Origin of the sequence: Pseudomonas zeae (assembly GCF_014268485.2) — a bacterium.
GTDB classification, from domain to species: Bacteria; Pseudomonadota; Gammaproteobacteria; order Pseudomonadales; family Pseudomonadaceae; genus Aquipseudomonas; species Aquipseudomonas neuropathica.
This window is the reverse complement of record NZ_CP077090.1, coordinates 4235685-4260467: the sequence shown is the minus strand read 5'-3', so window position 1 is coordinate 4260467 and position 24783 is coordinate 4235685. Positions and strand designations below refer to the sequence as shown.

Here is a 24783-nt window from a genome sequence, read left to right as displayed (position 1 = left end):
GTCAGCAGTCTTTCATTCATTACAGCAAAGGCGCGAGGTATCCGGCCCAGCGCGATACGGCTTCGGGGCTGCGCAGCAAATCGTTGCGCACCTCGATCAGCACCGAGTCGAGGCCACGGGCATCGCCGTGCACCGGCACGGTCATGTCGCCCAGCGGATCGATCTTGTACGGCTGATTACCGGCCACTTTCAGCGGATGCTCGCCGAGGCCGTCGAGCAGGCGTTGCGCGTAGGCCTTGGCCTGACCGAACAGCACGCCGGCCTCCAGCGGTCGCGGCTGGCCGTAAAACACCGGGGTGAAACTGTGAATCCCCACCACACGCACCGCTTGGCCCTGTGCCACACGTTCGTCGATCAACGTTTGCAAGCGCGTGTGAAACGGTTTGAACAAGGTCTGGCGGCGGTACTCGCGGGTGGCTTCGTCCAGCTCGCGGTTACCCGGCACCTGATAGATTTCGCTCTGCGCCGGAATGCTGTCCGGGGCGTGGCGTGGCCGGTTCAGATCGATCAGCAGGCGTGAATAATTGGCGCTCAACAGGGTTGCGCCGAGCCTTTCCGATAACTGTTCGGCGAGTTGCAGCGCACCAATGTCCCAGGCGATGTGTTCAGCGGCGGCGGCCTCGTCCAGGCCCAGGTTGTTCAGGGCCTCGGGGATGTAGCGGCTGGCGTGTTCGCACACCAGAATCAACGGATGCGCGGAGTCGGCGCGGCTCAGGTTGTAGGCCGGTCGGGTGTACAACCCCAGCTCGGCGGATTCAGTACAGGCGTGCATAGTGCTCACACAAGTCAGCGGGCGAGAGCTGTTCCGTCAGCGCCAGTTCCTCGGTTTTCAGGGCGTAGTAAGTGTCGAGCAGCGGCTTGGGCAGCCATTCGGTGAAGGTGCCACTGTTGCGCAGGCAATCCAGCGCCTGCGCTAGCGAAGCGGGCAGGGCAACGATGCCCCGCGCCTGGCGTTGCTCGTCGTTGAGTGAATCGGGAATTTCATCGGTGATCGCGTTCAGTGCCAGGCGTTGTTCGATGCCCAGACGTCCGGCGATCAGCAGCGCGGCCATGGCCAGATGCGGCGAGGCGGTGGCGTCCATGGCGCGGAACTCAAGGTTGAACTGCTGGGCCACGGATTTGCCACCGAGGGTCACGGTCGGGCAGATGCGCAGCGCCGCTTCGCGGTTCTGTTGGCCCAGACAGGCGTAGGACGCGCTCCAGTGATGCGGTTGCAAGCGCTCGTACGACACCGGCGTCGGCGCGGTGAACGCGCACAGGGCTGGCAAGTAATGCAGGATCCCCGCCGCCCAATGCTGGCCAAGACTCGACAGACCGTTGCTGGTGCCGGCGTCGTAAAGCATCGGCTGGCCGGCCAGATCGAGCAGGCTGACGTGTAGATGCACGCCGTTGCACACCGCATCCGCCGCAGTTTTCGGCGCGAAGCTCAGGTCGAGGCCCATTTGCCGGGCGATCTCGCGGGTAATCTCGCGCACGTTGACGGCACGATCGGCCGCCGCCACGCCGAGCGTCGGGCGGCAGGTGATTTCGTATTGATGCTTGCCGTATTCCGGCAGAAACATTTCCGGCTCGACACCGCCGGCGCGCAGGGCGCTGAGCAGCCAGCCACCGAACTCGGCACCTTGGCGCTGGGCTTCGAGGGAGAACGCCAGATGCTCGGCAAAACCGGCGTGCAGGTTGAATTCATGTTCGAACGCGGCGTTGACCTGCAAGCCCAACCCATCGCGATATCGCTCGATTTCATCGCGTAACAGTGTGCGCGGGCAGGCCCCCCACGGCCGGCCATCAGTTTCGCGGATATCGCCGTGGATGAAATCCAGCGCCGGGGCATCGGCGTCCGGGCCATTGCCGACGGTAACGCGGCTGCCCAGATCGGGAATCAACCGCAGATCGCCATAGGCGCCCCACGGATTGGTCGAGGCAATGATGTCCTGCGGTGTCAACGCGCTGTTGGCCGGCACCCAGCCGCAGCCGGCGGCTTGATAGTGCTCCAGCTCATCAGTGGGAAACGAGCGGCCGCGGGTGATGCCGATCAGGTCGGTGGTGACCAACGTGGTCATCGGCAGCGGCGTCAGGCGCGTGCTCATGGCTGCATCTCCTGCAGGCGGGCGAGCACTGTGTCGGTGTCGGTGATCCAGCAGTAACCCTTGATCGCATTCAGGCAGGCGTGATGGCGTTCGGCGCTGTAGGTGGCGCAGGCGTCTTCGACCAGGGTGACCAGATAGCCGCGATCGGCGGCGTCGCGCACGGCCATGTCCACGCACTGGTCGGTGACGATGCCGGCGATGATCAAGTGACGGGTTCCGAGGTTGCGCAGCACGTAGTCGATGTTGGTCGAGTTGAACACCCCGGACGAGGTCTTCGGCAGGACGATTTCGTTTTCCACCGGGCTCAGGTCTTCAATGATCCGCGCCTGCGCGCTGCCTTTGGGCAGGTGCATGTCCGAGAGTTTGTGGTCGAGCGAGCGGTCACGGCCATCAGCCGTAAGGCTTTCGATAATGGTGTGCAGTACATTCTGCCGCGCTTCACGAAAGGCACTGAGCAAGCGACGTTGGTTGGGCACCACCTGCATGTGTGCACGGGTCAGGAAATACTCGGCGTCAGGCCCGTTGAGGTGCGCGTCGAACTGCGGTTCGAGCCAGGCACGCTGCATGTCCACCAGCAACAGTGCGGTGTGATCGGTGACAAACGGCAAGTCCCGCGGCGAGCGGTGGGGAAGGCTGAACATCCTTATTTATCCTCCAGCAGGTGGGTGTTGAAGTCATTGCGCAGGGCATCGATGCCTTCCAGGCGATCGGCGAGGTTTTCGGTGCGCAAGGTCAGGCAGGCGATCAGTGCTTCGACCTGAGCCAGCGCTGGCACCATGGTGTCGAACGGCGAAGCCGATTCCACCGGCGCGCTGATGATCAGATCGGCCAGTTCACGCAGCGGCGAGGCATAGATGTCGGTGAACAACACTACGCGTGCGTTGTTGTTTTTCGCCGCACTGGCGACCCGCAAGGCCTGGGTCTGGTAGCGGCGGTAGTCGAACAGCAACACCACATCCTGGCGTTGCAGATCAAACAAGCGATCAGGCAGTTGCGCGTTGTCTTCCAGGGCAAAGCAACCGGGGCGCAGCAAGCGCAGGTGATTGAGCAGGTAGGTGGCCATCAGGCTGCTGAAGCGCCCGCCGAAGCAATACACCTGATGACGGGCATCGAGCAGCCAGTCGGTGAGAATGCGCACGTCTTCGGGTTGGGTCAGCGATTGGGTTTCGACCAGCAGGCGATGGCTGTCGCCCAGATAGTGGCTCCAGGCGTCGTCCCTGTGTTGATGGGCGCGCGGTTGCAACAGCGTGCGCGGCGAGCGCAGGCGGTGGTCCATGTCACTGAGCAGGGCATCCTGGAATTCGGCGTAACCACCGAAACCGAGTTTTTTCACCAGCCGCACGATGGTCGGATCGCTGACGCCGGCATGTTCGGCCAGACGCGCCATCGGCCCCAGACCGTTGCGTGGGTACTGATCAAGCAAGGCGCGAACGACTTTGCGCTCCGACGGCGTAAGATCCAGGCCGGGATCGGTGATCAGGTCTCTGAGAGGGGGCATCCGGGCTCCTGCTGGATGGGGGGGGGTGTCGAATTCGCTTCATAATCCGTTAAAACAGTATTTATGTAACTGGCGTTACATGTCTAGTGAATTTTTCCGCGTGTTGAAAAGGCCCCAAAATGGGGCGAGACGCCTGTGTAACAAGGGCCACACGGACTTCGACAGGGCTTGTAGTCCATCGCCCACGATAGTGTCAGAGATTGCCGTATTTTTGCTTTTGTCCGTACTTGCCGGGGCGATGCAACAACCCTGCAGCCGTCGGTTTACGGCACAATTGCCGACAGAACGGCTTTGTGCCGCTGTTTTTCATGAAGGCCCACCGGAGCGATCCCTGTGCAGACCACTCGTTTGACATTGATTTGCCATGCGCGAACCGTCGCACAGAAATTGGCGTGTTTTCCTACGAATGAACCTGTTGAAAATAGCCAGCTGGCATCGTGCGAATTGGCCGAGCGTTTCGACGCCGCGCGACGCTTGATTTGCGCGCCGGAGTTGTGCACGCGCCAGACAGCGGCTTGGTTTGGCACCGACGCGCAGATTGATGAGGCGCTGCGCGATTGTGACTGGGGACGTTGGCATGGCCAGTCGATCAAAGCCCTGCAAGCCTCGGAAGACGCCGCGCTGCAGGCCTGGCTGGAAGATCCCCACGCCACTCCGCATGACGGTGAGTCAGTGGCGCAGTTGTGCGAACGCGTGGCGATTTGGTTGGCTAGCCTGCAAGGCACGTCGGGACATGTCGTGGCGGTGACGCATCCGTTTGTCATCCGCGCCGCGCTGATCCACGTGCTGCGCGGTTCGGCGTTGCATGACATCGATGTCGAGCCGTTGTCGCTGCTCGAATTGCGCTTCACCGGGCGCTGGCGCCTGTGTCTTAAAGGAGCTTTGTGATGAAACAACTGCTGGTGATCGGCATCGGTGCCGGCAATCCCGACTACATCACGATGCAGGCGGTGAAGGCGTTGAATCGGGTCGACGTGTTCTTTCTGATGGATAAAGGCCAGAGCAAGGACAAGCTGATCGACCTGCGCCGCGAGATTTGTGAGCGCTACATCGACAACCCTGACTATCGCTTCGTCGAGGCCCACAGTCCGGAGCGCGAACGCGGCGATGTCGACTACGCCGCCAGTGTTGATGAGCTGAACCGCGCCAAGCAGCAGACCTTCGAACGCCTGATCAATGACCAATTGTCTGAGGGTCAGTGCGGCGGTTTCCTGGTGTGGGGCGATCCGGCGTTGTACGACAGCACCGTGCGCATCCTCCAGGCGATTCTGGCCTCGGGCGCGTGCGCCTTCGAGTTTGAGGTGATCCCCGGGATCACTAGCGTTCAGGCGTTGGCGGCGCAGCACAAGGTGCCGTTGAACACCATCGGTCGTTCCATCGAAATCACCACCGGGCGGCGTTTGGCGGCAGGGCAGGTGAGTGATGCGGACAGTCTGGTGGTAATGCTCGATGCTGAAGACTCTTATCACCAAGTCGCCGATCAGCAGACCGAGATTTACTGGGGGGCTTACCTGGGCACGCCGGATGAGATTCTGATCAGTGGCAGGCTGTCGGATGTTGCGGATGAGATCGAGCGGGTGCGCAAGGCGGCGCGGGCCGAGCATGGGTGGATCATGGATACGTATTTGTTGCGTAAGCCTTAGATTTTCGCTGGCCGGGCGGGCCTCTTCGCGAGCAGGCTCGCTCCCACATTTTGAAATGCATTCCCTGTGGGAGCGAGCCTGCTCGCGAAGGCGCCGGAACACTCAACGCACATTTCCAACAGGCAAAAAAACACCCGGTGCAACGCAAGTCGCACCGGGTTTTTTGTTGCCAGCAAGCGGCGGATGTCGTGGATCCGCCATTCACTGTTGAACTCTGGTTATACGCGTTCCAGCGCCAGCGCCACGCCTTGGCCGCCGCCGATGCACAGGGTCGCCAGACCCTTTTTCGCATCACGCTTGATCATTTCATGCAGCAGGGTCACCAGCACGCGGCAACCCGATGCACCGATCGGATGGCCCAACGCGATGGCGCCGCCGTTGACGTTGACCTTGTCCAGATCCCATTGCAGGTCCTTGGCCACCGCCAGCGATTGCGCAGCGAAGGCTTCGTTGGCCTCGATCAGGTCGAGTTGACCGAGGTTCCAGCCAGCCTTGTCGAGGCAGCGGCGAGTCGCCGAAACCGGGCCGATGCCCATGATTGCAGGATCAACACCTGCGTTGGCGTAGGCAGCTATTTTCGCCAGAACCGGCAGACCGAGGGCTTTGGCTTTCTCGGCGCTCATCAAGATGACCGCAGCGGCGCCGTCATTCAGCGACGAAGCGTTGCCGGCCGTGACGCTGCCGTCCTTTTTAAATGCCGGGCGCAGTTTCGCCAGGGATTCGGCAGTGGTGTCGCCACGCGGCTGTTCATCAACCTTGAAGGCAACCGGATCGCCTTTGCGTTGCGGGATCAGGATCGGGGTGATCTCATCGACAAAGCGACCGGCCTCAATCGCGGCGGCGGCTTTCTGCTGCGAGGCTGCGGCGAAGGCGTCCTGCTGTTCGCGGCTGATCTCGTATTTGTCGACGAGGTTCTCGGCAGTGATGCCCATGTGGTAGTCGTTGAACGCATCCCACAGGCCATCGCTGATCATGGTGTCGACGATTTGCGCGTGGCCCATACGCAGACCGGTGCGTGCGCCCGGCATGACGTAGTTGGACAGGCTCATGTTTTCCTGGCCGCCGGCGATGATTACGTCAGCGTCGCCGCAACGGATCGCTTGCGCACCCAGATGCAGGGCTTTGAGGCCCGAACCGCAAACCTTGTTCAGGGTCATTGCTGGCACGGCGTGGGGCAGGCCGGCCTTGATCGCGGCCTGACGCGCCGGGTTCTGGCCGGCGCCAGCGGTCAGCACCTGGCCCATGATCACTTCATCGACCTGCGCACCGTCCAGACCGGTTTGTTCGAGCAACTGGCGGATCACCGCCGCGCCCAGATCAACCGCGGACACGCTGGCCAGGGAGCCCTGGAAACTGCCGATCGCGGTGCGCGTGGCGGCAACAATTACGACGTCTTGCATTTTCGAATTCCTCACTGGGCAGCGAACTGCATTTCCGGTACGTGATCCGGGACGATCAGTTTACCAGCGGTTTTGGCGACGATTTCCTCGACGCTGACGCCAGGTGCGCGTTCCTTGAGGACAAAAGCGCCATTTTCGATTTCCAGGTAGGCGAGGTCGGTCAGCACGCGCTTGATGCACCCGGCGCCGGTCAGCGGCAGGCTGCACTTGGATAGCAGTTTCGACTCACCATCCTTGGACGCGTGGGTCATGATCACGATGATGTTGTCGGCGCCGGCCACCAGATCCATCGCACCGCCCATGCCCTTGACCAGTTTGCCGGGGATCATCCACGAGGCGATGTTGCCTTCGACGTCCACTTCGAACGCGCCGAGCACGGTCAGGTCGACATGACCGCCACGGATCATCGCGAATGATTCGGCGGAGTTGAAGATCGACGCGCCGATGCGTGCGGTCACGGTCTGTTTGCCGGCGTTGATCATGTCGGCATCGATGGTGTCTTCAGTCGGAAACGGACCCATGCCGAGCAGGCCGTTTTCCGACTGCAGCATGACTTCCATGCCTTCGGGAATGTAGTTGGCGACCAGGGTCGGAATGCCGATGCCGAGGTTCACATAAAAGCCGTCCTGCATTTCGCGGGCGACGCGCTGAGCCATTTGTTCGCGGGTAAGTGCCATGGTTTTATTCTCCGTCAGCCTGAATTATTTGCGGATGGTGCGCTGTTCGATGCGTTTTTCGAACGTGCCGCAAATGACCCGATCGACGTAGATGCCCGGGGTGTGGATCTGCGAGGGGTCGAGTTCGCCGGGTTCGACGATTTCTTCGACTTCAACCACGGTGATCTTGCCGGCGGTAGCCGCCAGCGGGTTGAAGTTCTGCGCGGTGTGACGGTAGATGACGTTGCCGAAGTGGTCGGCTTTCCAGCCTTTGACGATGGCGAAGTCGCCGGTGATGGATTCTTCCATCAGGTACTTACGACCTTTGAATTCGCGTACTTCCTTGCCTTCGGCGACCGGGGTGCCGACGCCGGTGGCGGTGAAGAAGGCCGGAATGCCGGCGCCGCCTGCGCGCATCTTCTCGGCGAGGGTGCCTTGCGGGGTCAGGATGACTTCGATGTCGCCTTTGAGCAGTTGTTCTTCGAACAGCTTGTTTTCGCCGACGTAGGAGGCGATGACTTTGCTGATCTGACGATCGGTAAGCAGCACACCGAGGCCAAAACCGTCGACGCCGCAGTTGTTGGAAACGACGGTGAGGTCGCGGGTGCCTTTGCGTTTGATCTCGGCGATCAGGTTTTCCGGAATGCCGCACAGACCGAAGCCGCCGGCGATAACGGTCATGCCGTCCTCAAGCCCGGCCAGGGCTTCCTCGTAGGAACTCACGCGCTTGTCGAAACCTGCCATATGCACCTCTTTTATTATTTGCGGGCGGCTGGCTAGCCGAATGGTTGGAGTGTCTCGCTGGAGGATATATTTGTTAAGTTGATTTTTAAGGTTGATTGATAGATAAAACTCAATAATTGCGTTATGGCTTGCCGCTTAACGCTTGATCGTTCCCACGATGCACCGACGATCCTGAGGCTTGAGTATGACCATCAAACAGATCCGCGCCTTCCTCGCCGTGGCACAGAGCCTGAGCTTCGCCGTGGCCTGCGAGCGTCTGCACCTGTCGCAATCGGCGTTGAGCCTGACCATCAAAGCGCTGGAAGAGGGCCTGGGCGGGCGCCTGTTCAGCCGTAACACACGCAATGTCGCGCTGACTGCGGAAGGTGAATCCTTGCTGCCGCTGGCGCGGCGGCTGATCGCCGACTGGGATAACGCCGAAGACGAAATGCGCCAACGCTTCAGCTTGCAGCGCGGGCGGGTGACGCTGGCGGCGATGCCGTCGTTTGCCGGCAACCTGCTGCCGCCGATCCTCAAGACGTTTCGCGCGCGCTATCCGAACGTCAACGTCACGGTCAATGACGTGATCAACGAGCAAGTGCTGGAAATGGTCCGTGACCGTCAGGTGGAACTGGGCGTGGCGTTCGAGCCGATGCAAAACACTTCGATGACGTTTACGCCGTTGTACGTGGATCGCTTCGTCGCGGTGGTATCGAAGGATTCGCCGCTGGCGCAGCGCGACGAGATCGATTGGCAGACGTTGTTGCAGGAGCCTTTCATCACCTTGCAGCGGCCTTCGACGGTGCGAGTGATGCTCGAAGAGCACCTGCAGGCGCGAGGCATGAAGTTGCCGGTGGAATTTGAAAGCCATCAATTGGCCACGGTTGGGCGGATGGTCGCCAGCGGTCTGGGCGTCAGTGCCGTGCCGGCGTTGTGCGCCGAGCAGATGCAGGAGCTCGGCGCCCACTGCCTGACCCTGGATGACTCGGTGCAGCGGGCCATCGGCGTGCTGACTGAGCCGGGCAATGAACTGTCGGCGGCGGCCCAGGCGTTGTTCGATATTCTCAAGGCTGAAGATCTCGGGCGACTGTGAGATCTACCCCCTCACCCCAACCCTCTCCCCCAAGGGGGGCGAGGGGGAAGGGAGCTGATCGGGGGCATTTCAAAAAATGGGTTCGACTCGTAATTTTCAGGTCGCAGTATTAAGTCCTGACAACTCGGTCAGTTCCCTCCCCCCTGGCAGAGGGCTAGGGCGAGGTGGAAAGGGAGCTGATCGTGGGGTATTCAGCTTGTGGGCTCGACTCAGCATTTTCAGGTCGCCGTATCCCGGCCTGACAACTCGGTCAGTTCCCTCTCCCTTGGGAGAGGGCTAGGGTGAGGGGCTTGGGTCCTGAGTCGAGCACAAAGTGCAGCAACTCACCGATCCAGCACTTCAACCAACAACGGCAAAAGCTGTTCACACGACGCTTCAATCTTCAAATCCAGCAAGTCATCCGCGCGGGTCTTGCCCAGGTTGATCGCGATCAGCGGCTTACCGCGATCAGCTATCACCCGGCACAGGCGAAACGCGGAATATGCCATCAACGACGAACCCACCACCAACATCCCCGCTGCATTCTCTGCCGCCGCCATCGCCCTTGCCGCCGTGGGTTGCGCGACGTTCTCGCCGAAAAACACCACGTCCGGTTTCATCCGCTCGCCAGCGCAATACGGACAGTGCGGCACCTGAAAGCGCGCTTCGAAGGCCGGGTCGAGCAGGGTGTCGCCATCCGGCGCCTGGACTGCATCGACCCCGGCCAGATACGGGTTGTGCATTTCCATCAATTGTTGAATCGAATCGCGCTCACTGCGCTGGCCGCAGTCCAGGCAGAGGACGCGATGCAGGCTGCCGTGCAGTTCGATCACATCGTGACTGCCGGCTTGATCGTGCAGGGTGTCGACGTTCTGGGTGATCAAACCGTGGATCAGCCCATGGCGCTGCAAACTGGCCAACGCTTGGTGCGCTGCATTCGGCTGCGCCTGACGCACCCTCGGCCAACCCAGCATGGCCCGCGCCCAGTAGCGGCGGCGCGACTCGGGGGCGGCGAGGAACTCCTGGTACATCATCGGCTGCCGGCCACGGCGCACACCGTCGCTGTCGCGGTAATCCGGAATGCCCGACGGCGTGCTGATGCCGGCTCCGGTCAGGACGAGGAAGTCGCCATCGGCCATCACCTCTTGCAAGGTGTCGAGGTGTTCGCGGGTCGGGCTGTCGAGCATGGTCAGCGCTCCGAAATGGGCAGTGCCAGCAGGTTAGCACGCGACCCGCGCGGGTTACTTGCGCGCCTCCAGAATCAGGTTGAACGGCGTTTGCGTGGCCCGGCGGAACTGCTTGAAACCGGCCACGGTAAACACCTTGCGCAAACGCATTTCCCCTGCTTGCGCGCCCAGGCCCAGGCCGACTTCCTGCGACAGCGAGTTGGGTGTGCAGATAAACGTCGAGGCCGCATAGAACAGCCGCCCGACCGGGTTGATGTTGTCGTCCAGCGTGTCGTTGGCGAACGGCTCGACAAGCAACACCGTGCCATCGTCTTTCAGCGAGTCATAGGCGTGACGGGCGGCACCGACCGGATCGCCCATGTCGTGCAGGCAGTCGAAATAGCAGATCAGGTCGTAGTCGTCGCCGGGGTAGCTTTTCGCCGAACCCTGAAAGAACTTCGCCCGGCTGCTGACGCCACCTTCCTCGGCGCGCTGGGTGGCGACGGTGATCGAGGGCGCGTGATAGTCATAGCCGACGAAACGCGAGTTGGGAAACGCCTGTGCCATGATCACGGTCGAGGCGCCATGACCGCAGCCGATATCGGCGACTTTCGCGCCTTGCTCAAGCTTGGCTACCACGCCGTCCAGCGCCGGCAGCCATTCGGCGATCAGGTGGCCCTTGTAGCCGGGCCGGAAGAACCGCTCGGTGCCGGTGAACATGCACGGGTGGTGATCGCCCCAGGGCAGGGCACCGTTGCCGCGCATGGCTTTGACCAGTTTGTCCTTGTCGTGGAAAAACGATGCCACCACCCCGAGGCCACCAGCGACATACACCGGGGAATCTTCAATGGCCAGGGCCAGTGCCTGTTCTTCGGGTAAACGGAACTGACCGTCGTGGTGCTCCATGTAGCCGGACGCCGCATGAGCGCTGAGCCATTCGCGCACCAGACGCGGGTTGCAGGTGGTTTTGGCAGCGAGGGCATCGGCACTGATCGGCTGACTGTCGGCCATTGCCCGGTACAGCCCGAGCTCTTCGCCGACGATGACATTGGCCAGCATCGCCGCGCCGCCCATGTCGTTGACCAGTTTGCCCATGAATTGGTTGAGCTTCGCCTCATCCATCATGTGTGCTCCTGAAACAGGATCACGGTCCGGCGGCGTCGAGGGTCGAGGCGTGCGCCACCGGGCGGTGGTCACGGAGTTGGGCAGGGCACGGCTGACGTCCTGCGTCCCCCTCGACTGGGTAATAAAGGAGTCTAGCCCCGGTCCGGGCGTGTCGCTGGATTTGTGAGCAACGAAAACCTGTGGGAGCGAGCCTGCTCGCGAAGGCGGCATTTCAGGCAATTCTGGTATTGGCAGTGCTGACGCTTTCGCGAGCAGGCTCGCTCCCACAATATTGATCGGCAGAGAATCTGTATCACTGTGTATCGCCGTGATGGTGGGACACACAGGGCTGCAAATGCCCGGTCATCTGCACACAACCGCAATACATCCGGCGGCTCAAATGTGGCAAACCCACTGCTGAGGTACATCCCATGCATACGCCGCCCTCATCAATGCCACCCAGTGTCGGCCTCGGCCTGCGCCGTGGTCTGCTGAAAGACCTGCAGGCTGCCCGTAGCGGCGCCTTCGACTTTCTCGAAGTCGCCCCGGAAAACTGGATCGGAGTCGGCGGCGCGCACGGTGCGGCGTTACGTGAACTGGCCGAGCGCTATCCGTTGTCCTGTCACGGCTTGTCGCTGTCGCTGGGCGGGTCGGCGCCGCTGGATGTCGGATTCTTGCAGGAGGTCCGGGTGTTTCTCGACCATTACAACGTGCCGCTGTACAGCGAGCACCTGAGTTACTGCAGCGATGACGGGCATCTGTATGACTTGCTGCCGTTGCCGTTCACCGAAGAAGCGGTGCAGCACGTTGCCGCGCGGATCCGTCAGGCTCAGGACATTCTCGGCCGGCGCCTGGCCGTGGAAAACGTCTCCTACTATGCCGCCCCGCGCCAGGACATGGACGAGCTGAGCTTCACCAATGCCGTGTTGCGCGAGGCCGATTGTGACCTGCTGCTGGACGTCAACAATGTCTATGTCAACGCGATCAACCACGGCTTCGATCCGCAAACCTTCCTCGCCGGTATCGAGCCGGACCGGGTGGTCGGGATGCATGTGGCGGGGCATTTCGATGAGTCCGACACGCTGAAAATCGACACCCATGGTGCCTCAGTCAAACCGGTCGTGTGGTCTCTGCTGGCGGAGGCTTATAGGCGGTTTGGCGCGCAGCCAACGCTGCTTGAGCGGGATTTCAATTTCCCGACATTTTCCGAACTGGTCGCCGAGTTGCAGACCATTCGCCATTTGCAAGCCGGAGGTCGCCCTCGTGGATAGCCTGATACTGCAACAACAGGCGCTGACCCGGTATTTGCGCGATCCCGAACATCAGTCGCCACCGGCCGACATGAACGTGGCGCGGGTCAACGTTTATCGCGATCTGGTGTTCAACAACGTTTCGCAATTGTTGAGCGGCACGTTTCCGGTGTTGATCCGGATCATCGGGGAACAACGCTGGAGCCTGCTGGTACGAGGCTTTTTGCGCGAGTGGCGGGCGCAAACCCCAAAGTTTGGCGAGATTGCCGAAACGTTTCTCGACTATCTCGCTTCGCCACCGCAGGTGTTGCGCGAGGGCGAGTGGCCGGCGTTTCTGCTGGAGCTGGCGCATTACGAATGGGTCGAGATGATCTTGCAGCAGTCCGATGCTCAGGCGCTGCCGCCAAGCGATCCGGCGCTGTTGCTGGAGCGTCCGCTGCAGATATCGGCACTGACCTGGCCATTGGCGTATGTGTGGCCGGTGCATGCACTTGATCCGAACCATCAGCCCGCCACGCCGCCGGCGCATCCGACCCTGTTGCTGGTGCGGCGCACGGCAGACTGGAATGTGCAGTTTTCCGAGCTGAGCCCGCTGGCCTGGCGCCTGTTACAGCGCATTGAAGCGTTTCCTGACCTTGATGGCCGCCAGCAATTGCAAGATCTGGCAGTAGAAGCAGGGGTGGCCGACACCGAAACGTTCATGGACAGCGGATCGGCGTTGTTGCGGCAGTTTCACCAGGAGGGCGTGCTCGCCAGCGTCCTGTAAGTCATGCCACAGGCAGCCACGACGGCGGGCAGGGATGCAGACGATAGAAGTCGCGCAGGTGCGCCACATCGCGTGCGAATCCTGCGTTCAGCCATTGGCGATATTGCGCCTGCGCCGCTGTTTGCAAGGTCGGTTGGCGCAGACCATCCGCTACGGCTTGCGCGGCTTGCATACCGCTCATCAACGCTTTGAGCACGCCGTGGGAGGACGCCGGGTCGAGCCGGTTGGCGGCATCGCCCACCAGAAAATAACCAGCACCGGTGACGGCCGGGGTGATGCGCCAGGTTACATCGGCGCCGCGTATCCGCCCTACGGCTGGCAATGCTTGCAGGGCCTCGGGAAGCCTCGTCGAGCGCCTGTTGTTCTCGAACGTCAGGTGCGTCCAGTGCAGCAACTGCGGCTCGACCTGGGCGATCCAGGTCCATCCGTCAGGATCGGCCAGCAAGTGCGCGGTTGTTGCATAGGTTGCGCTGTGACCTTGCAAGTAGCCGTAACGCGCCACCAGCGACGCAGAACAGTGGCGAACCGGCAGACCGAGTTGGCGAGCGAGCCAGTCGCAAGCACCACTGGCATCGATCAGGCAGGTCGCGTAAAGGCGTGCGCTGTCGGTCTCCACGCCGATCACCCGATTGGCCTGAGTCAGCACTCGCCGTGCCCGGCAGGGCTGACTGATCTCCACCCCCAACGTGGCCGCTTGCGCCAGTAACGTCGCGTCCAGTTGCGCCCGCTCCAGATGAAAACCCTGCCAGGCGCCGCGATCATCGGCGCCAAAGGCATTGAAGCGCGGCACACCGTTCCAGTGCACCCAGTGGCCGTCAAAGCGCCGTGCCGCGCGGCCACACAGCTGCTCGGCGACCCCCAGTTGTCGTAGCAGCGGTTCGATGCCCGGATGCAGGCTTTCGCCGGGGCGAAACCGGGGGAACGCCTGCCGTTCGATCAAGGCCACGCGCAGCCCGTGACGGGCGCAACTGATTGCCGTTGCGCAGCCCGCAGGGCCGGCGCCGACGACCACAACATCAAAATGTTTCATGGGCGACCCGCCATGGCAGGGTGTCGCGTTTGATCAGGATTGCATCGGAGCTGAGCAGCAAGATCACCAGCTCTTCGACTTCGACGTGGCGCAACCTGAAATCACTTGCAGGGATCTGCACGGCACCGCGCTTGTACAGCAAAAAGCGCTGCACCCAGCCGTCGAGGAGCTGCCCGGCTTGCGCCTGCGCGCTGTCCAGTTCCGCGTTCGGCCGCTGCACGTCAATGAACGACAACAGTGGCCAGGCATTGCGTAGGGGTTTATCGCTGGCGGCGCCGAGCGCACGGTACACGCGATACATCGAACGCACGCGCTGCTGATAGACGGTTTGCGCCGTGTGGCCGGTCGTGCTCAGGGAGAACTGGCCATCTAGGGCCACCTGTGTGTAATCGGCATGGGCGTACGCGTGGTACTGGACGATCAGCCGATCGTCTTGAGTGATCAGTTGTGGGCCGCGCTGATTATCCCAGGCCAGGCCGCCCATGCCGATTTCTTCATCGGTCAGGGGAATGATGCTGTGCAGCGTCGAGCGCGGCTCAAAGACCCGTGCCGAATCCGGTGCCACGCCGGGCCAGAAAGAACCTAGCGCCGCGCAGATCTTCGCATCCTCGGGAAACGGGCTGGCCATCTGATAGCCGGCGAGGACGTTGATCCATTCGTCGTCTGCCGTGCGCTGGCGAACCCAGCCGACCTCCCAGCCAGGCCCGAACACCCCGGCGGCGCCGTCGGGCAGCGAGGTCGGCCGCGATGACGGTGGTAGCGGGGCAGTGGATTGCACCGTGTCGGTTTGATCGGCGAGGGCAACGATGGCGCTCACCCCTCGGTCAGTCGGGGTGAACAGTTGATCCTGCAGATCGAGGTTGGCGCAGTAGCGTACGTTGGAGAGCGCTTCAAGTCGGGCGTGCCAGAGACCGGAACTTGGTAACGCTGGTTCGTCGCTGACCCAGTGCAACAGCTTGCGTTGACTGCATAACGGATAGAAGTCCGGAGGGCCGATCAGCGAATAGGCGGCGACGGCCGGCAAATGGTTTTCCAGCATCGGGCAGCGTGGCAACACCCAGCCATCGGCAGTGCCGTCCTGATAATGCAAGGCGCGATAACCGCCCTGACGTACCAACGCCTCGACACCTTCATGCTCGTTCAGGTTTTCGATGCTGCCATCCGCTTCGACCCGGTGACGTCCGTGCACCATGCCGCCGGTATTGGCAGGCAGCATAAAGGACAAGGGCTGCCCCTGATATTCGACGGGCGCAACCAGCCGGGCTCTGGCTTCAGGCACCAGCAGACCGGGGCCGAGATCTGCAGTCGAGGCCCAATGCGCAAGATTTTCCGTGACGACGAAGGGGGGCTGGCTGATCTGCGGTTCCTGCCAACCGGTACCGCTGTGGCGCAAATGGACATGCCGCAGTTTTTCGTTGATCTGGTGGTTGCCCAGCGTCACCGTCAGGTTCAGACCCTCCAGGCACTGCGAACCATTGAACAGCTTGTGCACGGGCACCCAGAAATCCAGTCCGGGGTCGAGGTCCACCTGAAAATCCATCGGCCCGAAGCGCTCGGCATCGCCCTTGAGTTGCACGGCAATGTAGGCGCTGTAGCGCACTGGCATCACCCGGATGCCGTGCGGATCATCGTCGACGAAGGGCAGGAAACTGCGCAGCGTTGCGTCATAGCACGGGGGGGCGGTGCCGACGCGGGCGATTCCGGTACGCGAGAAGCACAGGTCGGCATGCCGGCCATGCACGGTGTCGGCGGCGCAGCGATATTCACTGGCAAACGCGACCACCGCCAAAGGCGCGCCCCGGGCTTTGTCGCGCAGGCTGTCGAGCGTGGGCGGACTGACGCTGTAGACATAGTCGAGCACGGTCTCGATCTCGGCGGCAGTGGGGAACAGCTGTAATGTCTGGCCGTTTTCATCGCTGAGCACGTTTGGCGAGGCCAGCGCGTGATACAGCAGGCTGTGCGCCGGTGCGCCAGCCTCGATCGCCCGGCTGCCGGTCGTTGCGAAATCGGTAAATCCGGGTATTGACCGGTCGATTTTCAGGGGCTTGTGCAGTTCCGCCGCCAGCGGTTCAGCCAGCAAGTCCAGGCCGTGGGCGAGCATCAGCGAATGCCAGCCGCCGGGCGCCAGGCGCGTACACACGTGGGTAACGGATTCGAGCAGAGTCATGTTGCGCCTCGACAGGTTGGGCCAATTGTCATGGAACCGTAGCCCGGCGCTGACTTGCTACTGTCAGATCTGACAGTGGCGACCAATGGTGAACAGTGCGAAACGGGCAACACAACCATAAGCGCATCAGCCAAGGCGCACAGTCAGTGGATTCTGATGAAGTTGTAGGCATTGGCGCGGCGGTGTGCAGGCCACCGACCGGTACTGGTCGGTAGCGTTTAAACAGGCGCCGTTAAAGCGTTTATGGATGCAGCGGCAGCTTCAGTTCAGCGCACAGCCCGCCACCCTGGCGATTACTCAACGTCAGCGAACCACCGAGCGCCATGGCCAGTTGCTGGGCGATCGCCAGTCCCAGCCCGGTGCCGCCGGTATCGCGATTACGCGAGTTTTCCACGCGGTAGAACGGTTGCAGCACCTGCGCCAGTTCGGCGTCGGCGATGCCCGGGCCGCGGTCCATAACGGTGATCGCCAGGTTGCCTTTGTTGGCTTCGACCCAGACTTCGGCGGCGCCGGCGAATTTCAGCGCGTTGTCGGTCAGGTTCACCAGAACCCGGCGCAACGCATGAGGGCGGGTGTCGATGACCGCCGCACTCTTGCCGACCAGTTGCACCTGCTTGCCCATGTCCTGATAGTCGAACACCAGGCTTTCGAGGAAGGAATCCATGTTGGTGCGGCGGCTTTCTTCGGTCGAACCATGGATGCTGCGCGCATACGCCACGCCTTCGCGAACCAGGTGTTCCATCTCGTTGAGGTCATTCCACAGTTTGTCTTTCTCGGCGCAATCGTCCATGAGTTCGGCGCGCAGTTTCATCCGCGTGATCGGCGTTTGCAGGTCATGGGAAATCGCCGCCAGCAGTTGCATGCGTTCCTTGAGATAAGCGGCAATGCGCGCCTGCATCGTGTTGAACGCCCGTGCTGCGTAGACCACTTCGTTCGGGCCGCTTTCGTCGAGGTTGATCGGGTGGGCGTTGGGGTCGAGGGTTTCCACGGCGTTGGCCAGGCGGGTCAGCGGACGGATCGCGATACGCACGGCCAGCCAGGTGCAGGCGATCATCAACGCCAGTTGGCCGAGCAGAACCGCCGGCAACCAGGGCGATAGCGGGACCATGGCGGGGCGCACGTCGATGGTCACCGGGCTGCCGTCGCTCAGGCGCAAATGGCCCTGAAAGTGTTTCTTCGGCCCGGGAATATCGGTGAAGGTCAGCGGATAACGTTCACCGATGGCTTCGGTGATCGAGGTGACCGCCACCGGCACATCACTGGCCTCGATCGGTGTGCCCGGTTCGCCTTCGCTCAACAGGTAGCCATAATTTTTTCGCGCCAGACGCTCGAGCCAGGCAGGGCGCTCTTCGGCAGGCAAGCGATCAAGGATCGCAATCGAGGTCGAGACGTCGGTTTCCAGATTGCCGAGCATGGTGTTCTTGGCGCTTTGGTAACGCTCGTAATACTGCGCACCGAACGACAGCGCCTGAGCGAGCAACAGGCCGATCAGGAAAATCAGCGACAGGCGCGAGGCGAGGGTGCGCGGCCAGTGCAGATTGACGTTCATGCCGGGGCCCCGAGAATCTCGACCGGCAGTGAGAACACGTAACCTTCGCTGCGCACGGTCTTGATGTAAGCCGGCTCGCGCGCATCATCCAGCAGGCGCTGACGCAAACGGCTGACCAGCAAGTCGATCGAGCGGTCAAACAGATCGGCGTCGCGGCCCTGGGTCAGATTGAGCAGTTGGTCGCGGCTGAGCACCCGTTGCGGGTGATCGAGAAAGACCCGCAGCAAGCGATATTCGGCACCGCTGAGGGCGACCATGGTGCCGTCCTTGTCCAGCAGGTGACGGGCCGAGGTGTCCAGTTGCCACCGGCCGAAAGCCAGCAAGCGCCCGGCCTCGGTCACCACCAGATTCGGCGGCAGCATCCGCGTGCGGCGCAGCACAGCGTTGATCCGCGCGAGCAATTCGCGGGCGGCGAACGGTTTGGTCAGGTAATCATCGGCGCCCATTTCGAGACCGATGATGCGGTCGGTTTCATCGTTGCGCGCGGTCAGCATCAATACTGGCGTGGCCTTGTGTTTGCCCACGCGCAGTTCGCGGCACAGCTGCAGGCCATCGTCGCCGGGCATCATGATGTCGAGCACGATCAGGTCGACAGTGTTGGCTTCGAGAAAGCTGCGCATCTGCCGGCCATCGGCGACCACCGTGGTGCGCAGGCCGTTTTTCTTCAGGTAGTTGCCCACCAGTTCACGGATCTCGCGGTCGTCGTCGACGATGAGAATGTGATCGACATGATCCATCGGTGCAAACCTCTATCAAAAGGGACTGCCGTGCAGTGTATCGAGCCTGCGGTGGGCCGCTTGCCTGCCTTTGTATTGCAGTGTATCTGCCGTCACAACGGATACACGGAGACGCAAAAACGCGATTTTTTCAGGGTTTTGTATCGCTGTGTATCCCCCGATGGCAAGGATACACAGCGATTGAAACGCGCCTGTTCCTGACACAGAGGCGATACCTCGCGAGCCTCAAATAGGCTCCATCGAGGCCCACACAGATCGCCTCGGCTCAAACCCCACTGAAGCCTTGAGGAAACGCCATGAACAACAAACCCGTAATCGCCGCCTGCCTGTTTGCCGCGCTGAACATCTGCACGCTCTCGGCCCGGGCCGAAGCCGCTGTTACCGCGCAAACCTACACCTACGGCACCCACCTGGATATCCAGAAAGTCATCTCGCTGAAACAGGACAACTCGGTGTCCTGCGGCATCGTCGAGGCGCGCATGACCTACCTCGATTCTGCAGGCAAAACCCGCGTACTCGATTACAGCAAATTTGCCGACGGCTGCAACAACGACAACTGAGTCATCAACGGGAACCAAGCCATCAACGGCAACCAGGCCAACTCTTTATAGAAGGAACAACACCATGAACAACGTCGCGCGCTTTTTCACCGCCATTGCTTTCTCCCTGGCCGGCGTCGCCGCCCATGCCAACGCTGCGGTTGAACAGCATAGCTGCCACAGCAGCACCTGCTTCCAACTGACGCCGGTGGCCCAGCAGGGCAGCGCCGGCCTGATTGCAGCGGACGGCTCCAGCCGCACGCCACAAGGGCAGATGTTTGCCGAGAACGGCGCCAGCCGTACGCCGCAGAGCCAATGGCTGGAAAGCCAGAGCGTCTGAACGGCTCGTCACAATCATTGATCAAGGGTGACTCACTATGTACCTCATCGCATTTCTCGGCGGTCTGCTGACCGTGCTCAGCCCCTGTATTTTGCCGGTGGTGCCGTTTCTGTTTGCCGGCGCGCAACGCAGTCGCGCTTCGATACTGTTGACCCTCGGCGGCATGGCCCTGACCTTCGCGCTGATCTCCAGCCTCGCCGTGGTCAGCAGCGAATGGGTGATCCAGGCCAGCAACAGTGGCCGGTACGTCGCGCTGATCGTGATGAGCGTGTTCGCCCTGTCGCTGATCTCGGCGCGCATCGGCGACTGGCTGACGCGTCCTCTGGTGATGCTCGGCAATCGTCTGGACCCGGACACCCGGAAAAAGGCCGGGCCGATGGGTTCGATCGTGCTCGGCGTGGCCACCGGACTGCTTTGGGCACCGTGCGCGGGACCGATTCTCGGGGTGATTCTCACCGGTGCCATGCTGCAAGGCGCCAACGCGCAGACCAGCCTGTTGCTGCTGGCCTACGGCGCCGGCAGTGCGTTGTCGCTGGGCACGTTGATCTTCACCGGGCGCGGGCTGGTCAACCGTTTGAAACCTTCGATCCCGTTCACCGGTTGGTTGCGTCGTGGTGCCGGGGTTGTGGTACTGGCGACGGCAGCGGTGATTGCCACCGGCTTCGATAAAACCTTATTGGCCAACACCTCCTCTGAAGGCGTCGCCAGTGTCGAGAAACGCGTGTTGGAAAACGTGCCGAAAGTGGTCGACTACTTTGTCAGCAAAGTCCGCGCGGACTCGCCGATGGAGGAGGGCAAAGGCGCGATGCCGTCACTCGCAGGCGCCGTGCAATGGTTGAATTCGCCTGAACTGAACGCAGACGCCCTGCGCGGCAAAGTGGTGCTGGTGGACTTCTGGACCTACGACTGCATCAACTGCCAGCACACCCTGCCGTACGTCAAGGACTGGGCGAAGAAGTACGAGAAGGACGGCCTCGTCGTGATCGGCGTGCACACCCCGGAATACGGCTACGAGCGGATCATCGACAACGTCAAGGATCAGGTGAAAAAGCTCGGCATCACCTACCCGGTGGCCATCGACAACAACTACGCGATCTGGCGTAACTTCGACAACCAGTACTGGCCGGCGCATTACCTGATCGACGCCAAGGGGCAGGTGCGTTACAGCCACTTCGGCGAAGGTCGCTACGAGGCGCAGGAACAGATGATCCAGCAGTTGCTGGAGGAGGCTAAGGCGCCTGCGGCGTAATCAGCAAACCACTGGCTCAGAGGTCGCGGACCATGAGCCATTGTTCATTGTCCCAGGCGCGAAAACGCTCCAGGACTTGCCAGCCGCGTTTGGCGTAGTAGTCCCGCTTGGTCTGCGTATGCAGATACAAACGCGCAAACCCGCACTCTTTCGCCTCCTGACAAATCCCTGCAATCAAGCGTTCTGCCAGGCCTTGCCCGCGCGCTTCAGGACTGACGAACACGCAGGCCAGCCAAGGACCAAGAACAGGGCGCAGGGCGAGGTCATCGCGTGCCAGCGCCGCGCCGCCGACCAGGCGTTCACCGTCCATGGCGATCAGGCAAGACCAGTCGCCATTGCCTTGGCCCTCGGCAAATTCACGCTGCCATTCAGCCAACGGTTGGTCGATGTATTCGTAGGGGAATTGCTGGTGGATCCATTGAGCATAACGGTCGCTGTGGTGCATGTGATGCGCGAGCCAATCGAGTTTCAGTGACATCGGTAGAGTCCGTTCCAGAAGCGAGCGGGCATCAGAAACCAATCCTCGAACGTTGGCAATCTTCAAGGTGTTCCAGACGCTTTACAGATTTCCACCGCTCATCGGCAAACCTCCGGTTTTACGGGGTTGCCAGACGATTGGCAGGGACGCCGAGCGGTCTCGGGGCGATAGTGCCTGAGCAGGGTCACTGCCGGCCTTGCCCCATGACAAGAGCGCGAGGTTGCCATGCCGAAATTCGTGATTGAACGCGAGATTCCAGGGGCCGGGAAGCTGTCCGAAGCCGAACTCAAAAACGTCTCACAAACGTCCTGCCAGGTGTTGCGCGAACTTGGGCCACAGGTGCAGTGGCTACAGAGTTATGTCACCGCCGACAAAATCTATTGCGTGTACATCCGCCTGACGAAGAGCAGGTACGCGAACACGCCAGGCTTGGAGGATTTCCTGCCAACAGTGTGGCGCGAGTGATGACGGTCATCGATCCGACGACGGCCGAATGATTACCGACCCCACCCGCAGCGGAGTTCACTCTTATGAGTACCCCGATTGATCTGACAGCGCTGAAGGAACGCCAGAAAGTCGCCTGGGCCAGTGGCGACTACGCCTTGATTGGCACGACGTTGCAAATCGTCGGCGAAAACCTTGCCGAAGCCTGTGACCTGCGTTGCGATGAAGAGGTGCTGGATGTCGCTGCCGGCAACGGTAATGCGACGCTGGCGGCGGCGCGCCGTGGCTGCCAGGTCACCTCGACCGACTACATCGCGGCTTTGTTGGAACGCGGCCAGGATCGGGCCCGGGCGGAGCATCTGGACGTGACGTTTCAGGTTGCCGATGCCGAGGCACTGCCGTTCGCCGATGAGAGTTACGACGCGGTGCTGTCGACCTTTGGTGTGATGTTCGCGCCGGATCAGGACACGGCTGCGGCCGAGCTGGGCCGGGTTTGTCGCCGTGGTGGGCGGATAGGTCTGGCCAACTGGACGCCGGAAGGTTTTGTTGGGCAGATGTTCAAGGTTTTGGGCCGGCATCTGCCACCGCCGGCTGGTGCCCAGCCTCCCTCGAATTGGGGCTCCGATGCCTGGCTGCACAAACATTTCGATGACCGTGATTTTTTGCTGCGGGTGACACGGCGCGATTTCAATTTCCGCTATCGTTCGGCGGCGCATTTCATCGACATCTTTCGCCATTGGTATGGGCCGGTGCACAAGGCCTTTGCGGCATTACCGCCGGAGAGCGGGCAGGCGCTGGAGAGTGATCTGGCGGATTTGCTCAATCGGTTGAATCGGGCGGGAGAGGGTTCGCTGGTGGTGCCGAGCGAGTATCTGGAGGTGGTGATTACTAAGCGCTGATTCACCCCCGACTTTCGAATCTATTGCGATCCCTGTAGGAGTGAGCCTGCTCGCGATAGGGGTCTTTCAGTAAAAAATATTCAGCTGACAGACCGCTATCGCGAGCAGGCTCACTCCTACAATGGATTTGTGTTGGGTTCTGGAGCCTATTTCACCTGCGGCCGATCAAACCACTCCAGCGCCGTGCGCCAGATGCAGATCCCCAGAAAGTACGCCGACATCAGCAACCACAACCCCATCACCAACGGGTTGATTACCGGATGGTTGAGCACCAGCGACAGACTGCATAGCAGCCAGATCGCCGTCACCGCAATGTTGATCGGCATGAACCGGCGTACCCGAAACGGGTGCAGGAACTTCATCCGCGTCACGGTCAACAGCGCCAAACCGATAACCGTCAGAAAAGTGATCCACGGCCCCGGTCCAATGATGTAAAGGCACAGTGCGACCACATTCCACGCCGCCGGAAAGCCGACAAAGTAGTTGTCCTTGCTCTTCATGTTGACGTTGCAGAAACAGAACAGCGACGACACCAGAATCAGCGACACGGTCAGCAGCAGGGTGTAGTCGGGCAAAGGAATGTAGCGATAGATGAACAGCGCCGGGATGAACACGTATGTCAGGTAATCGATCACCAGATCAAGGATCGAGCCGTCGAAGCTCGGCAGCACCGATTGCACGTTGACCTTGCGCGCCAGTGCGCCGTCGAGTCCGTCGACAATCAGCGCCACGCCCAGCCACATCAGGCAATGGGTCGGCTGGTTTTCCAGCAGGGCGAGGGTGGCCAGGAAGGCTGTGACCACGCCAGTCGCGGTAAAACCATGGGCGCCCCATGCTTTGAGCCTGGCGATGTGTACGGTCGATATCACGGGGGCGTTCTCCAGAAAGTGAAGCAAGCCGGGTATCACCCTTGAGTAGCAGGGCGCCGGCAAACCGGGTCGGGGTTGCAGCTATCGACCGGTCTGGCCGGGATAAGGTTCACCACTGATCAATGTTAGCTGGCCGGCGAAAAAATACGCGGGCGAAATCCGTCAGGGCTTCGAGCGTCAGCCAAACGGTGCTGGCGCTATGGCTTAAGGGGTCTATCGTTGCCAGACGCAGTCACTGCCAATGCCTGAGGATAACGTCATGAACACCAGCGATTTGCTCGAACAACTGCTGCGAGGCCAGGCCTCGGCGGGACAACAATCTTCAGCGTCTGCTGGCGATGGTTTGGGTGGTTTAGGTGGGTTGCTGGGTGGACTGCTCGGTGGCGGCTCGGGCGCGGCCAGCGGCGGCGGATCTGCCGGTGGACTTGGCGGCTTGGGCGGCTTGCTCGGCGGTTTGCTCGGCGGCGGTGCCAGTGGTGGACTTGGCGGCGCTTTGGGTGGGGCGCTGGGCGGCGGGGGCAGCACGCAAAATCGTTCCGGCGGGACCAATTATGCGGCGCTCGCGTCGCTGGGCATGATGGCGTTCCAGGCGTATCAGGCCTGGCAACGCAGCCAGGCGAGTTCGGCACCGCAACAAATCCCGCAGACGGCCAATCTGCTTGCCGGCCCGGAAGTCGAGGAGCACAGCCACGCTGTGTTGCGCGCTTTGATTGCGGCGGCCAAGGCTGACGGTGAGATCGACGACCGGGAACAACAGATGATCAGTGGGGAAATCAGCAAACACACCGACGACCCACAATTGCAGCAATGGTTTGAGGACGAAGTCTCGAAACCGCTGGACGCCAACGAAGTCGCGCAGGCGGCCAAAGGCGATCCGGCCATGGCCGCTGAAATGTATCTGGTCAGCGTGATCCTCGTGGATGACCAGAAGGACGCCGAGCGTCGTTATCTGGATGAACTGGCAGCAGCATTGCGGATCGACCCGGATTTGCAGGTGCATCTGGAACAGCGGGCCAAAGGCCAGGCCTGAAGTAACGGCAAAAAATCATAACCACCCGCAGCTCCGTCAAGGAGCTGCTTCGCCGTCCGTCCGGGCAATTTTCACGTCGATTGAATT

General features: G+C 61.4%; 25 protein-coding genes and 1 pseudogene. 11 read left to right on the top strand and 15 right to left on the bottom strand.

Annotation, left to right across the window (positions count from 1 at the left end; genetic code table 11):
- Positions 1-19: 19 nt before the first annotated feature.
- The 4 genes from HU754_RS18665 to HU754_RS18650 are packed head-to-tail and all read right to left on the bottom strand — an operon-like array spanning position 20 to position 3585.
- Positions 20-772, bottom strand: a complete 753-nt coding sequence (locus HU754_RS18665) for an N-formylglutamate amidohydrolase (RefSeq protein WP_186624836.1) — start codon at positions 770-772, stop codon at positions 20-22.
- Positions 756-2087, bottom strand: a complete 1332-nt coding sequence (locus tag HU754_RS18660; protein ID WP_186624837.1) for a type I glutamate--ammonia ligase — start codon at positions 2085-2087, stop codon at positions 756-758. The genes HU754_RS18665 and HU754_RS18660 overlap by 17 nt, the downstream gene beginning before the upstream one ends.
- A complete protein-coding gene (locus HU754_RS18655) occupies positions 2084-2728 on the bottom strand; it encodes a cysteine hydrolase family protein (RefSeq protein WP_093439026.1) in 645 nt (214 codons plus the stop codon). Before HU754_RS18655 ends, HU754_RS18660 begins: the two co-directional genes overlap by 4 nt.
- Positions 2729-2730: 2 nt before the next feature.
- Positions 2731-3585 carry a MurR/RpiR family transcriptional regulator gene (locus HU754_RS18650; RefSeq protein ID WP_093439023.1) on the bottom strand — a complete coding sequence of 285 codons (855 nt, stop codon included), beginning with the start codon at positions 3583-3585 and terminating at the stop codon, positions 2731-2733.
- A gap of 333 nt (positions 3586-3918) precedes the next feature.
- On the opposite strand from HU754_RS18650, the gene HU754_RS18645 reads away from it, so the two are divergent.
- The gene (locus tag HU754_RS18645; protein WP_186624838.1) at positions 3919-4473 is read left to right on the top strand and encodes a histidine phosphatase family protein; all 555 of its coding nucleotides are present in this window, start codon (positions 3919-3921) and stop codon (positions 4471-4473) included.
- Positions 4473-5228 (top strand): precorrin-6A synthase (deacetylating), encoded by a 756-nt coding sequence (gene cobF / locus HU754_RS18640; RefSeq protein WP_186624839.1) that lies wholly within the window; start codon positions 4473-4475, stop codon positions 5226-5228. The genes HU754_RS18645 and cobF overlap by 1 nt, the downstream gene beginning before the upstream one ends.
- A 218-nt stretch (positions 5229-5446) precedes the next feature.
- Here the strand turns inward: cobF and HU754_RS18635 are convergent, their stop codons facing one another.
- From HU754_RS18635 to HU754_RS18625, 3 genes are read right to left on the bottom strand one after another with little or no spacing between them, the layout of a single operon-like run.
- Positions 5447-6628 carry an acetyl-CoA C-acetyltransferase gene (locus HU754_RS18635; protein ID WP_186624840.1) on the bottom strand — a complete coding sequence of 394 codons (1182 nt, stop codon included), beginning with the start codon at positions 6626-6628 and terminating at the stop codon, positions 5447-5449.
- 11 nt (positions 6629-6639) lie between these two features.
- On the bottom strand, positions 6640-7305 hold the full coding sequence (locus HU754_RS18630) for a CoA transferase subunit B (RefSeq protein ID WP_093439005.1): 666 nt from the start codon (positions 7303-7305) through the stop codon (positions 6640-6642).
- A 24-nt stretch (positions 7306-7329) separates the two neighbouring features.
- Positions 7330-8028 carry a CoA transferase subunit A gene (locus HU754_RS18625; protein ID WP_016983257.1) on the bottom strand — a complete coding sequence of 233 codons (699 nt, stop codon included), beginning with the start codon at positions 8026-8028 and terminating at the stop codon, positions 7330-7332.
- Between the two features lie 184 nt (positions 8029-8212).
- On the opposite strand from HU754_RS18625, the gene HU754_RS18620 reads away from it, so the two are divergent.
- Positions 8213-9100: a LysR family transcriptional regulator gene (locus HU754_RS18620; RefSeq protein ID WP_099758637.1), complete on the top strand. Its 888-nt coding sequence runs from the start codon at positions 8213-8215 to the stop codon at positions 9098-9100.
- Between the two features lie 323 nt (positions 9101-9423).
- Here HU754_RS18620 and HU754_RS18615 read toward each other — a convergent pair whose 3' ends face one another.
- Both HU754_RS18615 and HU754_RS18610 read right to left on the bottom strand, forming a co-directional pair.
- A complete protein-coding gene (locus HU754_RS18615) occupies positions 9424-10266 on the bottom strand; it encodes an NAD-dependent protein deacetylase (RefSeq protein ID WP_186624841.1) in 843 nt (280 codons plus the stop codon).
- Between the two features lie 54 nt (positions 10267-10320).
- Positions 10321-11367 (bottom strand): class I SAM-dependent methyltransferase, encoded by a 1047-nt coding sequence (locus tag HU754_RS18610; protein WP_186624873.1) that lies wholly within the window; start codon positions 11365-11367, stop codon positions 10321-10323.
- A 413-nt stretch (positions 11368-11780) separates the two neighbouring features.
- Between HU754_RS18610 and HU754_RS18605 the strand changes: the two genes are divergently transcribed.
- A complete protein-coding gene (locus HU754_RS18605) occupies positions 11781-12620 on the top strand; it encodes an HvfB family MNIO-type RiPP peptide maturase (RefSeq protein WP_186624842.1) in 840 nt (279 codons plus the stop codon).
- Entirely contained in the window at positions 12613-13365 is a 753-nt protein-coding gene (locus tag HU754_RS18600; protein WP_186624843.1) for an HvfC family RiPP maturation protein, read from the top strand. The genes HU754_RS18605 and HU754_RS18600 overlap by 8 nt, the downstream gene beginning before the upstream one ends.
- A gap of 1 nt (position 13366) precedes the next feature.
- Here the strand turns inward: HU754_RS18600 and HU754_RS18595 are convergent, their stop codons facing one another.
- The 4 genes from HU754_RS18595 to HU754_RS18580 form a co-directional block, all read right to left on the bottom strand.
- Entirely contained in the window at positions 13367-14395 is a 1029-nt protein-coding gene (locus HU754_RS18595) for an NAD(P)/FAD-dependent oxidoreductase (protein WP_186624844.1), read from the bottom strand.
- Positions 14382-16562, bottom strand: coding sequence for a hypothetical protein (locus HU754_RS18590; RefSeq protein ID WP_186624845.1), 2181 nt, complete (start codon positions 16560-16562; stop codon positions 14382-14384). Before HU754_RS18590 ends, HU754_RS18595 begins: the two co-directional genes overlap by 14 nt.
- Before the next feature lie 241 nt (positions 16563-16803).
- Positions 16804-18111 carry a sensor histidine kinase gene (locus tag HU754_RS18585; protein WP_186624846.1) on the bottom strand — a complete coding sequence of 436 codons (1308 nt, stop codon included), beginning with the start codon at positions 18109-18111 and terminating at the stop codon, positions 16804-16806.
- The gene (locus HU754_RS18580; RefSeq protein WP_007919579.1) at positions 18108-18848 is read right to left on the bottom strand and encodes a response regulator; all 741 of its coding nucleotides are present in this window, start codon (positions 18846-18848) and stop codon (positions 18108-18110) included. Before HU754_RS18580 ends, HU754_RS18585 begins: the two co-directional genes overlap by 4 nt.
- Before the next feature lie 296 nt (positions 18849-19144).
- Here HU754_RS18580 and HU754_RS18575 point away from each other — a divergent pair, with 296 nt between their 5' ends.
- The 3 genes from HU754_RS18575 to HU754_RS18565 all read left to right on the top strand — a co-directional run bounded on the left by HU754_RS18575 (position 19145) and on the right by HU754_RS18565 (position 20976).
- Positions 19145-19408 (top strand): DUF2790 domain-containing protein, encoded by a 264-nt coding sequence (locus tag HU754_RS18575; RefSeq protein ID WP_186624847.1) that lies wholly within the window; start codon positions 19145-19147, stop codon positions 19406-19408.
- Between the two features lie 64 nt (positions 19409-19472).
- The gene (locus HU754_RS18570; RefSeq protein ID WP_186624848.1) at positions 19473-19727 is read left to right on the top strand and encodes a hypothetical protein; all 255 of its coding nucleotides are present in this window, start codon (positions 19473-19475) and stop codon (positions 19725-19727) included.
- A gap of 37 nt (positions 19728-19764) precedes the next feature.
- Positions 19765-20976: a cytochrome c biogenesis protein DipZ gene (locus HU754_RS18565; protein ID WP_186624849.1), complete on the top strand. Its 1212-nt coding sequence runs from the start codon at positions 19765-19767 to the stop codon at positions 20974-20976.
- Between the two features lie 16 nt (positions 20977-20992).
- On the opposite strand, the gene HU754_RS18560 is transcribed toward HU754_RS18565, so the two are convergent.
- Positions 20993-21454, bottom strand: a complete 462-nt coding sequence (locus HU754_RS18560) for a GNAT family N-acetyltransferase (protein WP_186624850.1) — start codon at positions 21452-21454, stop codon at positions 20993-20995.
- Between the two features lie 225 nt (positions 21455-21679).
- Between HU754_RS18560 and HU754_RS18555 the strand changes: the two are divergent.
- A pseudogene (locus HU754_RS18555) lies at positions 21680-21951 on the top strand (DUF4242 domain-containing protein).
- 33 nt (positions 21952-21984) lie between these two features.
- The gene (locus tag HU754_RS18550) at positions 21985-22797 is read left to right on the top strand and encodes a class I SAM-dependent methyltransferase (protein ID WP_186624851.1); all 813 of its coding nucleotides are present in this window, start codon (positions 21985-21987) and stop codon (positions 22795-22797) included.
- A gap of 146 nt (positions 22798-22943) precedes the next feature.
- On the opposite strand, the gene pcsA is transcribed toward HU754_RS18550, so the two are convergent.
- A complete protein-coding gene (gene pcsA, locus HU754_RS18545; protein ID WP_007919592.1) occupies positions 22944-23666 on the bottom strand; it encodes a phosphatidylcholine synthase in 723 nt (240 codons plus the stop codon).
- A gap of 259 nt (positions 23667-23925) precedes the next feature.
- Here pcsA and HU754_RS18540 point away from each other — a divergent pair, with 259 nt between their 5' ends.
- Positions 23926-24696 (top strand): tellurite resistance TerB family protein, encoded by a 771-nt coding sequence (locus HU754_RS18540; RefSeq protein ID WP_186624852.1) that lies wholly within the window; start codon positions 23926-23928, stop codon positions 24694-24696.
- Positions 24697-24783: the final 87 nt, after the last annotated feature.